We start from the raw sequence: 13,713 nt of genomic DNA, 5'->3' as shown, positions 1-13,713 counted from the left end.
TGCTTCGGGTGTTATTTTCTATGGAATTAAGCATTAGATAGAGAGAAGCACAAAAATAGAAACCTCAAAATCACAAATAAAGTAGACTGTCACAAAAGGTGCAGATAACACAAAACGATGCCAGATGGTAGGTTATAGGTGCTTTAGACTTTGAAGGAAAGGAGGAACGTCCGGAGCTCCGGCCGGAGTGCGAGAATAAGCGAAGCAATTATAGCCGCAAAGGAGGCATTCGATTTTGAGAACCCAAAGGTATTCCGCAAGAGTTGCTGCCGTACTGCTTAGTGTGCTGCTGATCCTGGGCAGCGGGATTAACATCCCTCCTGCATATGCCGCATCTGCGCCGATCGCCAATATTCCAGGCTGGCCAACAAGCTACAATAACAATGGGGTGGACGGGGAAGTCTACATCGACCAAACCGTATTCAGCGCAGGTCAGGCCGCGTTAAAAATAGTCAACCGGACGCCCAAGGCCAGCAATGTGTTTCTGGCGATCCGGCAGCATGTTCCGGTGAAGCCCAATACCACCTATCAGGTGAGCCTGAAGGTCAAGGGGACTCAAGCCTCGTACTCAGGTATCGCACTAAATGCCGGCTGGTCGCTAAAAAAGGCTCTGCCGGCGGGAACCTTCGATTGGCAGTCCATGGTGTTTAATATTACAACAGATGCCTCGGCCACCTCTTACCCGTTCACCGTTCTCTCCGAGGGCGTAACAGGGGCGCTTTGGCTTGATGATTTGACGATGGCGGAGGCAGGAACGGATACCAATCTGCTGCAGAACGGGGACTTTGAGACTGTGCCGCAAGCTGCGGCTGTCAGCGCCGATCCTCCTTCTGGACCCGTGGAATCAGGCACAGCTGTCAGCTTGGCTACAGCAACCGTCTCTGCTGCCGTTTACTACACAACAGATAGCACGGACCCTGCCTTGTCTCCGACAAAGCAATGGTACACCGGGCCGGTCGTCATCGATCGTTCATTAGTTTTGAAAGCGCATGCAAAAAGCCTGGGATATGCAGACAGTCCTGTCTCAACCTTCAGCTATAGCGTAAACGGAGCCGGGGCAGGCACGGTGACGGATGAACAGACTTTCCTTGGAAGTCTGGCGGAAGGAAAGGCGGTGCCTGTCTATTATGCGGACGGGATCATCCTGGACGGCGATTTAAGTGAATGGGACGAAGCCTCCTACATCGAATTGCCGCTATCCGGAAGCAGCCAGGCCAATTTGGCCAACTGGCAGGGACCTGACGATTTATTAGGCAGAGTATATTTTGCTTATAATCAAGATCACTTCTATTTTGCCGCGAAGGTGCGCGATGATGTGCAATCCGGTGTGGCCGGAGCAGCGATGTGGTCAGGGGACAGTATCCAGTTCGCTTCGGGAACAAGTGTGTTGTACGGTCCGGAATATGGATTCGCCCAGGTGAACGGAGCGCCTGAGGTATGGACATGGAATCAGGGAGATACGCCCGTCGATAAGCAGCCTATCCAGTTGCAGACCAAGCGGGTTGGCTCTGAAACCATCTATGAGGCTGAAATTCCCTGGAGTGCTCTCCATGCGGATGAACCGGGGGCATCCATGCCTTTCAATTTTGTGCTGAATGACAATGACGGAGCCGGACGGAAGAATTGGGTGGAATGGACGCCGGGCATAGCGAAACTGAAGGACCAGTACAGCTTCGGGAATTTGTTCTTCATCCCGCAAAACAGTACGTGGGCAGCATGGCTGGACCGTGATTATATGCAGCCGGAAGAGAACCGCTACACAGCGGAGCAGAATGAACCGCTGGACTTTCAGCTGAAGCTGGTGAATTCCACAGATCAGGCGAAGCAATTCCAGACAAAGATAGCTCAAGTGGACCCGGCATGGAGGAATATTACAGTACCTGCGCATTCCGTATTGCAGTATCCGATTACGGCCTCCTTTGCCGGAACCGGAGAGCAATCGCTCACGGCAGAGGTCAGGGAAACGGGAACGGGCGAAGAGAGGACACTGGAGTGGGAGCTCGACATTCTTCCTTCCGGCACTCAGATTGAACAGGACATAGAGCAGCTTGAAGATAATATGGGTGAATTGAAAGCGCTGCTGGAGCAGGTGGAGGCGCAGGGCATCGCAGTGGATTATGAAAAGCTGGATATCGCGGTCATCGATAAATTTATTCCTTATGGCAAGGAAGATGTCGTCCAAAATAAACTGGAGCGGGCCCAATATGTCAGGGACCAGCTGTTGCTGTTGTACCAGCAGACCGAGGACCGCCTTGAGGCTTATTTGGCCGGCACACAGACCAGTCTCCCGGTTCCGCATTATGTTACCGGTGATGTGACTATCGACCGGCAATCTTTCATTGGCAACACGATCAATTCGCAGACAGGGACAGAGGAGTCAAGACCGGTCTTCTTTACCGGTTACGGGCATTTTGCCCAGGTGAAAAAGGATATTCCTGTTCTGTCCCAGCTTGGGTCGAACATGATCCAGATGGAGACCGGGCCTAACCGTATCCTCCAATCGCCCAATACGATACTTGGGTGGAGCACGGAGCTCAGGGGGGGAGCCAAGGCGAGCTTTTCTTACGGGACAGAAGTGGTTCACGAAGGAAGCCGTGCCTTGAAGATAGTCAACCTTACGCCCAAGGCTGCAAATGTGTACGGAACGGTATGGCAGAAAATAGCCGTCAAGCCAAACACCAATTATGAATTCAGCATGTGGGTCAAAGGCGCCAATGTAAACAACGTCTGGTTCGGGACCTTCGCAACCCGGCTGGGTATCCCGTCGGGAACCTATGATTGGCAGAAAATTACCAAAACCTATCGCACGGGCAGTGCCGAGACCTCGCTCGATTTCCGCATCGTGTCCGAGAATGTAACCGATTCTCTGCTGATCGACAGTATTGGCATTGTGGAAAGCGGGACCACCGCCAATCTGGCGGCGTATCCCGGATTTGAGGATGACGGTACGGTAGTGAAAGAGGATTATCTCATCTCTACGGCCACCATCCGCAATGATATCCAGCAGGCGCTGCAAAGTGCCGGTGAACATAATCAGGCGGTGAGCCTGCTGCTGTCACCGCACTATTTCCCGGAATTCCTGCTGCAAAAGTACCCTGAAATCCGTTCCAATAACAGCGGTTTCATCAAATTTAACTTTAATCATCCGAAAGCAAGGGAAGTGATTGAGGATTATCTGCGCACTCTGATTCCCATGGTCAAGGATTATCCTGCTATCCAGAATATCGTATTATCCAATGAACCGGTGTTCATCTCTTATAAAGATCCTGCGCAAAAGCCCGCATGGCAGTCTTATCTGAAGCAGATGTATTCGGATATTGGACAGCTGAATGCCGTGTACAATACCGCCTATGAATCCTTTGAGCAGGTTGCGATGCCGCAGGCAGAGGAACGGACAGCACTTTATTATGACTGGATCAGCTTTAATGACCAGCTGTTTGCGGAGTGGCATGAATGGATGGCAGATATTATCCATGAAATGGCGCCGGATATTCCTGTAAGTGTAAAAATCATGGGTGGAGTGCTGGCCAAGTCCCAGTTGGCCAAGTCCCCGTTATCTTGGGGGATAGATCCGGAGCAGATATCCGGCCTCAGTGATCTGAATGGTCTGGATGCCTGGAATTATCTGCATGACGAGGGATCAACGATTATAGAGAAGCTTAAATATTATGATCTGCTGTCCTCCTTTAAAAGGGCTCCTGTGTTCAATTCCGAAGACCACATCATTCCCGACCGCGACAACCGCTATGTGCCTGAACAGGCGCCCCATGTGCGCAACGATATATGGCAGGGAGCTATCCATGGACGAAGTGCTTCTACCATTTGGGTGTGGGAAAGAACTACTGATCCCGCCAGCGATTTCGAGGGCAGTGTATTGTACCGTCCGGATGTTGTTTCGGCTATAGGCACAACAGGGTTGGACCTGAACCGTCTGGCACGTGAGGTGACCTCCTTCCAGAACGCTCCCGTAGAAACGGCCGTTCTGTATTCTAAGGCGTCCAACCTGTACCGTCCGGCTTATCTGGAGGCGGTGGACCGGGCCTATTCCGCTTTGTCCCTCTCCGGGCAGAAGGTCGGCTTTGTCAGTGAGAAGCAGATCGGGGAAGGTAAGCTGTCTTCCGTCAAGCTGCTGATTATTCCGGATGCCCGGAATGTGGATGAAGAGACTATAGAAGCCGTCAAAGCCTATATTGAACAAGGGGGGCAGGCGGTTGTGCTGGGCCAGGATTCCTTTATCCGGGATGCCCATAACCAGACGCATCCGGAAGCGGCCAGAAGCTATATTATGGCGCATGCTGCAGTTATTCCTGTAACAGGAACTGCAACCGCGTTAACTTCGCCGACTCTCCCGGCATTGCAAGCGCAGCTTATTCCGATACTCAGACAGCAGAATTTGCTTCAGGTGGAATTGATGGATGCTCAAACCGGAGAAACAGTCTCCAATGTGGAGTGGAGAACCAGTGTATACGAAGGCAGACTGCTGCTGAATATCGCTAATTACAGCTGGCGGGCCAAACAGGTAGATATACTTCTCAATGGACAGGCGCCGGAAAGCATACAGGAATTGATCCAGGGCAAGAGTCTTGGAGCATCGGCCGTAACGCTTGATCCCTTCTCACCGCTGCTGCTTGACTTGGGAACCGTAGAGGGCAGCAATCCTGATCCGGGCAGCAATCCCGGCACCACGGATAGAGTCACATTGCCGGGCAAGCTGAGTCTGGCGGCAGGGCAGGCCGGGGAGGTGCGGCTCGGAGATGAGGTCAGACTCATTCTCCCCAGCGGATTTATGGATACTGCAGTGAGCTTCTCCATCAATAAGCTGCAGAATGGGCAGGATTCCGGGTGGACTCTGCCGGGAGAACTGATCAGTCCGGTCTATGAGATCACTATGGTGCCCTCCCTGACCCCCGCCAAATCTGCAACACTTAGCATCCGCTTTGATAAGGCGCAGTTGAAGGCGCAGCAGCAGCCCGCAATGTTTGCCTGGAGCGAGCAGGAGCGTATCTGGGTGGAGCTTGCAGGAACGGTGGACGGTGACAGGCTTACTGCCGGGGTGAACAGGTTCACGAAGTTTGCCGTATTCGCGCTCAGCTCTTCTCCGGCTGAGCCGGAGAAGACTGGAACAAGCACCGGAACCGCCCCAAGCGATATTGGCAGTCACTGGGCCAAGGACAGCATCCTGCAGGCAATATCTGCAGGGCTCGCGAACGGTTACGGGGACGGAACCTTCCGGCCGGATCAGCAGGTTGTCCGCGAGGAGTTCCTGGCGCTGCTGGCCCGGGCGCTGCAGCCGGCAGAGAGTCTGAGCGGCCTGTCCTTTACGGATGCGCAGTCGGTAAGCAGCTGGGCGCGAAGCTCTGCGGCCGCAGCCGTGCAGGCCGGATGGATAGAAGGCTACGGGGATGGCACCCTCCGGCCCGGAGCACCGCTCTCCCGGGCGGAGCTGGCGGTTCTGCTCATGCGGGCGCATTACGGAACGGAAGTGAAGCCGGCTGCGGAGAAGATATCCTTCAAGGATGAAGCAGCCATTCCGGTCTGGGCCAAAGCAGCGGTATCCGGTGCAGCCGAAGCAGGCCTCCTCCAAGGAGACGCTCTGGGGAAATTTCTTCCACTGAAAACTGCGACCCGCGCCGAAGCGGTAGTGGTCCTGCTGAGAATAATGGAGCAGGAAACGGCTGTGTCTGAGTCTTAAGTTAAGATAGAGGGCGGCGAATCTTTATAATGATTGCATGGGCGGCATTCCTTCGGGAATGCCGCTATTTATGCTATATAAACTTCCAAAAAAGGAACCGAATGTACTGCCCGGCTTAAAAAATGAAGGTTGGAACAAATGATGAAGGGTGCCGGATCGGGAAATGGTGTAGAAAACGGGAAAGAGAAGGTTTCGGAAGCGCCTTCTTTCATGCTAATTTGAGGGCAGCCGTTCAGATAGGGGATGCGCTTACTGAACGAGCCTTTAGCAAGAAACAAGAAAGGAGAGATTAACTTGTCACAATCCGCAGAGCCCTATATTCCACCGGCGATGCAGAAAGGCTCCGGAGCCGCAGTATCCAAAAGCCGATTCCGGAAACAGCTGAAGCGGGATAAATATTTGTATTTCATGCTTATTCCGGTTGCTGTATTCTTTGTGCTGTTCAAATACGCCCCATTATTCGGAGAAATTATTGCATTTAAAAATTACAGGCTGGCGGATGGAATATGGGGGAGCGAATGGGTGGGTCTGGAGCAGTTCAGGAAACTGTTTGCCAGCCCGGAATTTTATACAGTACTGCGTAATACGCTGCTGCTTAATTTGTACAGTCTCGTATTTGCTTTCCCGGTGCCGATTATTCTGGCTATACTGCTCAACGAGGTGACCCGGAGCAGCTACAAGCGTGTGTTGCAAAATCTGCTGTATATCCCGCATTTCATCTCCTGGGTGGTTCTGGGGAGCATCGTCATCGCCATCCTGTCCCCATCCACCGGAATCGTGAATCAGCTGATGCAATGGGTTGGTCTGGGGCCGATTTATTTCATGGCAGACACCTTCTGGTGGCCGGTATCCTTCATTACTTCAAGCATATGGAAGGAGGCGGGATTCGGAACGATTCTGTATCTGGCGGCTATAAGCGGCATTGACCCTACCCTGTACGAGGCGTCCAAAATCGACGGAGCCAGTAAATTCAGACAAATCTGGCATGTCACCTTGCCGGGTATCCGCGGTACCGCCGCAATTCTGCTGATTCTGCGGGTAGGCCAAATGATGGATGTCGGCTTTGAGCAGGTCTACGCCATGAAGAACAGCGCCGTCAGCCAGGTTGCAGAGGTTATCAGTACTTATGTCTATACCCGCGGGATCGAAAATCTTCAATACAGCTATACAACGGCCCTGGGGCTGTTCCAGTCACTTATCGCCTTTATCTTGGTCATTTCGGTCAACCGGCTGATCAAGACTATGGGAGAGCGGGGCCTGTGGTAGGAGGAATCATGCTTACAGAAAGAGGTCGATTACATTTATGAAAGCCAAAGCCGAGTTCTCATCCGTATTTTTCCGGTGGCTGAATTATATCGCGCTTGCCTTGTTTGCCGCGGCGACAGTGTTTCCCTTTATCAATATTATCGCCACATCCTTCAGCGGCAGCCGGGCGATCAGCGGCGGGGAGGTTTTCCTCTGGCCGGTTGATTTTAATCTGGACGCCTACCGCAATCTGTTTGACGACGGGCAACTGGTAGTAGCCATGAAAAATACGGTGATCATCACCGTTGCGGGGACTGCTTTTAATATGCTGTTCACCGTGCTGTGCGCCTATCCCTTGTCCAAAAGCAGGCTGCGGGGAAGAAACGCTATTCTGATGGCTGTATTGTTCACCATGCTGTTTGGCGGCGGGATGATTCCCCATTTTCTGTTAATTAACGCTCTAGGGCTGGTCAACACGTATTGGGCGCTCTGGCTGCCCGCATTAATCAGCGTCTATAACATGTTTGTCATGAAATCCTTTTTCGAGGGACTCCCGGAAGAGGTGGAAGAATCCGCCGCTATCGATGGAGCCAATGAATTGACCATACTCTGGAGAATTATCCTTCCCTTGTCCATGCCGGTCATTGCGGCTCTGACCCTGTTCTATGCAGTGGGCTGGTGGAACTCTTATATGAATGTGCTGATTTATATCCAGAGCACCGACAAAATGTCCCTGATGGTCAGATTGTATCAGATGATCGAAATGGTCAGTCCCGAACTGCTGAAGAGCGGGGAAGGCGTAGGGCAGATTTCCATTACACCGGAGGGAATACGCGCGGCATCCATTGTTTTCTCGATCACGCCGATTCTCTGTGTTTACCCGTTCCTGCAAAAGCATTTTGTCAAAGGCGTAATGCTGGGTTCGGTCAAAGGCTGATATCACGAGCTTACCACAAGCTTGAAGATATGCTAAATTAATAAGGGAGGTTATTAAAAAATGAAAATGCACAAAACCAAATGGTTGTCCTCAGCGTTGACACTGGGGATAGCGGCGGCCACGCTGCTGAGCGGGTGCGCAAACAACACGAACACGGCCAGCCACAAGACAGATTCGTCGGCAACCTCCAGCCCCGAGGCGACAAACAGCAAGCCCAAGGCTGTAAGTGTTTCAATGTTCGACCGCGGCGGCGTTTCCAGTGATGAGGGCACGTATGAGGACAACCGCTGGGTAAAATGGATCAAGGAGCAGAGCGAGATAGACGTGAAGATTATTCCGGTTCCCCGGGCACAGGCCCAGGATAAATTAAATGTGCTGATCGCTTCCAACCAGGCGCCGGACCTGATCTGGGAATATGACCGCAGTTATATCGGAAAGCTGGTTACTCAAGGGGCGATCCAGCCGATTGATGAATATATCGAGAAGTACAGCACTTCTTACAAAGCTTATCTGGAAGCGCATCCAGAACTTAAGCCGTACCTGACGTTCGACGGAAAAATGTATGCAGTCGCCACGGAGCGGACCATGAATTCCGTTGCCAATCACGGCGCCTGGATTCGCCAGGACTGGCTGGATAAGCTTGGACTGAACATGCCGACCACCATTGACGAATTGCTTCAGGTCGCCCAGGCCTTCAAGGATGGAGACCCAGACGGCAACGGCGCCGCGGATACGACGCCGATCGTAGGCTCAACAACCTTTGACTTCTATTCGGCCATTTATGCGGATATGAACAACCAGTGGTATCTGGAAGACGGCAAGATGGCGTACGGTGCCCTGCTTGACCGGTTCGGCGATGTCATGTCCCTCGAAAAGCAGGTATACGAGCAGGGGCTGGTCGATAAGGAATATTTGACCGACAAGAACAATCAGCGGGCCATCCAGCTCTGGACCACCGGCAAGGCAGGCATCTATATCGCCAACTGGGGCGGCGGAACGATGGAATCTCAACTGAAGGATATGCTGGCCAATGTGCCGGATGCGCAGCCTGTGCCGCTGGAGCCGGTATCCACGAAATACGGCAAATTCGGCCTGTATCAGGAGACTTCCCCGTTCATTTATGTTGCCTTCAACAAGGATATGGCCGATCCCGAAGCGGCTGTGAATTATCTGGACTGGATGGTGGATGAAGGCTGGAAGGCACTTAACAACGGCATTGAGGGCGAGCACTACACCGATGTGAACGGAGTCGCCAAGGTGATCGACGCTGACAAATTCAAGAAAGAAGTAGGATACGCCGCAGAATACGCCATCCTGCGCAACAATACGTTCAAACCGGAAGATTTGCTGGTGAAGGCCGCTTCGGACGAAGTTTCCCAGCGCCTTGCCGCGCTCAGCCAGCAGGGGCTTGAGCTGGCGATGAAGAATGAATTTAGACGGGATATTCCATATCAGCCAAGCTTTGTGGAATTCAACGAAATCCAGACATCCATGACGCCTTTTATCAATGAAATCCGCGCCAAGGTTACCACACAGGGAAGCAAGTATACCGGGGCCTGGGCGCTTGAGGAAATCCGCAAGGAATGGAAACGGCTGGGCGGAGAGCAGGTAGAGGTCCAGGCGCAGGAATGGTACGAGCAGAACAAGGCCAGTTTTAAGTAACGGCTGAGATCAGTCGGGAACTAAAGGATGGGGAGCTTTGCAGAATAAATGGGCAAAAAAACTGATGGCGGGCTTGCTGATTCTTTTGTTCCTGATCGTGTGCATATCGGGGCTGTTGTTTTATTTCATCTTCACCGGCGATCTTAAGGACCGCCTGACGCGGACGAATATGGAGCTGCTGGAGCATATGAACCAGAAGCTGGAGCTGGTGCTGAAAAGTGTGGACAATGAGTCCGTGCAGCTCGTTCAGTATGATGAGGTCCGGAAGTTTTTTGATGAAAAGCTACCCAGTGAGGAAGCGGCGGGCAATGATTTCCGGCTGGGCGGACAGATCGACAGGCTCATTCGCAGCGACGATTACATCTTCTCCATCGATATGTATTCTTACAGCCAGAACAGGCTGGTTTCTGGAGATGTGCTGACCGAGGAGCGCAAGCTGGACGATTATGGATGGATCAACTCGTTCGAGACGTTCGACGGCTATTTTGAGTGGCTGCCGAGCCGGCAGCTGGTCATTAACCGGTCCACCTCGCCGATCTACAGAAATGTGGTCACGCTGGTCCGTACCTACCCGTTACTGCATTCCGTGGGTACACGAAAAGGGGCGGTGGCGCTAAATCTGAAGACGGAAATGCTGCTTTCGCTGATTCACAATGAAGATGAGGATCTTGGGGAGACCTACATTGTGGATGAGACGGGGCAGATCGTGCTTCATCCCGCCGAGAACAAGCTGGGGCAGAACATCGGCCAATCCTCATACATTCATGAGGCGCTGAGCCGCAAGAGCAGAACGGGGAATTTTCACTCACAGGTGGATCAGAAGCCGTCGATGGTCTTCTATACGGACTCTCCCTACACCGGATGGACGCTGATCCGCACCGTTTCCGATCTTAAGCTCAACCAGCCGCTTATTGCACTCCGCAATACGTTGGCCGTGATTTCGGCGATGATCCTCATTGCCGCTGCCGCCATGGGCCTGGCGCTCAGCAAGTGGACCTTCAGACCGCTGAACCGGTTTTTGCACACACTCTCCGTCAAATTGAACGAATATTCTCCGCAGGTGAAGGAGACAGACCGGGCAGATGATCTGCAATTTCTGGAGTCCGCTTTTGAAGGGATTCTGGTCCAGAGCGACCAGCTGCACAAGCAGATGCAGGAGACCCGCCCCATGCTGAAGTGGCAGCTGCTGATGGAGCTGCTCTCTAACTATAAGATCAATATCTCCAACGTTGTGCAGTATATGGAAATGCTCGGAATCCAGTTTCATCCGAACCGTTTTGTCGTGCTAAATGCGGAGCTGGACCGGCGGGAGGAGATTGCCCCGATCCGGGATGTGCACCTGTACAATTATGCGCTCTGCAATTTGGCCGAAGAGTTGATTCTGGCCGAGGGAAAGGGCGCTGCCATTGAGCTGGAAAGTGGTACCTGTGCGATCATCATCAGCTTTGCCGACGATGATGCCGATGCCGAACTGCGGGCGGTGGCTGTGGCGGAACTGATCAAATCGTATGTGGAAGAGAATTTCCGGCGCACCATCTCCATTGGGGTGGGAGGGCTGGTGGAGTCCATGACAGAGCTTCACAAGTCCTTTAAGCAATCCAAAGAAGCCTTGTCCTACCGCCTTGTCTTCGGCGCGAACTCGATCATTACCCGCGAGGATATTCACAGCGATCTTTCTCCCCGCTTCTACCGTCTGGTGGCGATGACGGAGGATATGATGGATTCGCTGAAGCTGCTGGACGGCACGAAGCTGCGCGAGCAGGTGGAGCGATGGTTCGAAGCCTTCGCCGAATATGGCGTGCCGCCCCAGATCATCCGGCAGCTCAGCCTTCAATGCCTGATGAAGGCGGCGGAGATTGCCGAGGAGGTCGGCATCGGCCACAAGAACATCCAAATGCCCCAGGAGCTGCAGGAATCGCTGAATCTGCACAAAAGCCTGGAAGAAATCAAGGAATTTCTGATAAAGACCCTGCAGGGGCATATGGAAGCCATCAAAGAGAAACGGAGCAGCAGGGAGAAGAACGGTCTGATTCTTAAGGTGCTGGAATATATTCATGACAATTACAGCCGAACCGATCTGTCGCTGAATTTGCTGGCTGAGGAATACCGGGTCAGCGTGTCCCATCTGAGTAAGCTGTTCAAGGAGCAGACCGAGGGCAACTTCATCGACTATCTGATGGCGCTGCGCATGGCTGAGGCCAAACGGCTGCTGGAGGAGACGGACGGCAAAATTATGGATATTGCCGAAGCGGTCGGCTACGGCAACGTCAACAGCTTTGTCCGCATTTTTAAAAAGTTCACTGCGCTGACGCCTTCCGAATTCCGGGAGCAGCGGCGCAAGTAACAGGGAGCGGGAGAAGCCGGGGCATTGGCGGCTTCTCCTTCCTATATGAAGGGTAGGATCACAATGAATAATATGCTCGATGAACAGGCTCTCCTGCGGTGGAGGCTTGAACAATTGGAGAATCAATTCAGCCCGGTGCATTCGATGATCAGAGAGAAATATACAACCAACGGCTATCACACCGCACTTCAGAATGTGGAACAGGTGCATTCCATACGTTCTTCCATTGAATATGCCCAAGGGCTTTTGGATACCGGGCTTACGGATGCTGAGGATAGGGCTTTTGCCGTGATCCGGCAAATCGTTTCACTTCAGGACCGTGATCCGGCCAGCGTAACTTACGGCATCTGGTCGTATTACCTGGAAGAGCCCCTGTCAAGCATGAGGCCCCCTGATTGGAACTGGGCGGATTTTATTGGTAAAGTACTTCTAACAACAGTAATCCGGCATAAACACCGGATGCCTGCGGAGCTGCTGGAGAAGGTGCGGGAATCGGTATTTCACGCCTGCGAATCCATCATCCGGCGCAACATGGGTCCGCACTATACGAATATTGCCATTATGGGATCGTTTGTAACGCTGCTCGCGGGAGAAGTGTTTCAGAATCCGCGCTATCTGGATTATGGCTTGCAGAAATTCGAGGCCTTCCATCAATATGCCAGCCGTACCCGGACGTTTCAGGAATACAACAGTCCGACGTACACCAAGGTGGCGATTATTGAATTGTCGCGCATCCGCTCCGCGACCAAGGTTAGCCGGGCGCTGGAAATATGCGAAGATATGCTGAATTTGGCCTGGGAGGGGGTGGCACGGCATTTTCATGCGTCCACAGGGCAATGGGCGGGACCGCATAGCCGCTGTTATTCCACCCTGCTGCCGGATGCAACCCGTGCATTTCTGCAGCTGGCTATGGAAGGTGAGCTGGACTTTTTGGCTGGCGGGGAGATGCTGTACGATCTGGAATGGTACAAACTCGGGATTGTCTGCCCCAAGCCCTACCGCGCCCTGTTCACGGAAGCCGCCGAAAGAGAAGTACGCGAGGTGTATTACCGCAGTGAGGATGGCTATGAAAAAACCGCGGTCAGCTATATTACCCCGCGGTATGCAGTTGGCTCGGCCAGCAAAGAAGTGATGTGGAATCAGCGGCGCAATCTGCTGGCCTATGTGGACGGTCCCGGCGGAACAGTCTATGCGGCGCTGCGGATGCTGCATGACGGCTATGATTTTTCCGCGCCCGTCTTTTCGGCCGAGCAGCGCAAGGGGAACGTGCTGTGCGGTCTTCAGCTCTCGCTGAACGGCGGGGATACCCATATCGGACTGGACCGGATTGACGGCGGCATCCAGGCGGAGGATCTGCGCCTGCGGCTGGAAATCGGCGGCAGCCTTGACGGTGTAACCGCCGATGCCGTGGACGGCGGGGCGGTGGTATCCATAGGCGGGGTGAAGCTGGAGCTTAACGGCCTGTATGCCCGGTTTGCCGGAGGGGCAACTGCGCTGGTCCAGAATCCGGAATGGCAAATTGTCCACAGCGGCGATAATCTCTGCCTTGATCTTGTGCTGTACAGCGGGGAACGCCGGAGAATTGATTTTACGGCTCTGGACGAGGCGGCGGCGGTCTTTGCCCTGTCGGTCCGCGAGGATGAGGGACGGGACGGCAGCCCGGACCCCCTCTCCGTAACCGTGTCAGCCGCAGGCAACGGGGAAGAAGTTGCCGCAAGCTGGAATACGGAGGATGGGGAACTGGCGCTTAACCTGCGTCTGAAGCCGGACATGGTGGAGGCGCTCAGAGGACAGGATTAAGGGGTAGACTCAAGGAGACCCGGAATCTGATCT

General features: G+C 53.3%; 6 protein-coding genes. All 6 read left to right on the top strand.

All coding sequences use genetic code 11. From position 1 onward, the window contains the following. Nucleotides 1-235 precede the first annotated feature (235 nt). The 6 genes from KDC22_RS26450 (at nucleotide 236) to KDC22_RS26425 (ending at nucleotide 13,680) form a co-directional block, all read left to right on the top strand. A complete protein-coding gene (locus KDC22_RS26450; RefSeq protein WP_211720904.1) occupies nucleotides 236-5,692 on the top strand; it encodes an S-layer homology domain-containing protein in 5,457 nt (1,818 codons plus the stop codon). Nucleotides 5,693-5,986: 294 nt separating this feature from the next. After that, entirely contained in the window at nucleotides 5,987-6,958 is a 972-nt protein-coding gene (locus KDC22_RS26445; RefSeq protein WP_246553008.1) for an ABC transporter permease, read from the top strand. A 37-nt stretch (nucleotides 6,959-6,995) separates the two neighbouring features. After that, a complete protein-coding gene (locus KDC22_RS26440) occupies nucleotides 6,996-7,874 on the top strand; it encodes a carbohydrate ABC transporter permease (protein ID WP_211720903.1) in 879 nt (292 codons plus the stop codon). 60 nt (nucleotides 7,875-7,934) lie between these two features. Continuing rightward, nucleotides 7,935-9,536, top strand: coding sequence for an extracellular solute-binding protein (locus tag KDC22_RS26435; RefSeq protein WP_211720902.1), 1,602 nt, complete (start codon nucleotides 7,935-7,937; stop codon nucleotides 9,534-9,536). A 37-nt stretch (nucleotides 9,537-9,573) separates the two neighbouring features. After that, a complete protein-coding gene (locus KDC22_RS26430) occupies nucleotides 9,574-11,880 on the top strand; it encodes a helix-turn-helix domain-containing protein (RefSeq protein ID WP_211720901.1) in 2,307 nt (768 codons plus the stop codon). 114 nt (nucleotides 11,881-11,994) lie between these two features. Then, nucleotides 11,995-13,680 (top strand): hypothetical protein, encoded by a 1,686-nt coding sequence (locus KDC22_RS26425; protein WP_211720900.1) that lies wholly within the window; start codon nucleotides 11,995-11,997, stop codon nucleotides 13,678-13,680. Nucleotides 13,681-13,713 lie beyond the last annotated feature (33 nt).

It is taken from the genome of Paenibacillus tritici (assembly GCF_018207515.1).
In the GTDB taxonomy this organism is placed as follows: Bacteria; Bacillota; Bacilli; order Paenibacillales; family Paenibacillaceae; genus Paenibacillus_AQ; species Paenibacillus_AQ tritici.
This window is presented reverse-complemented; position numbering and strand designations above follow the sequence as displayed.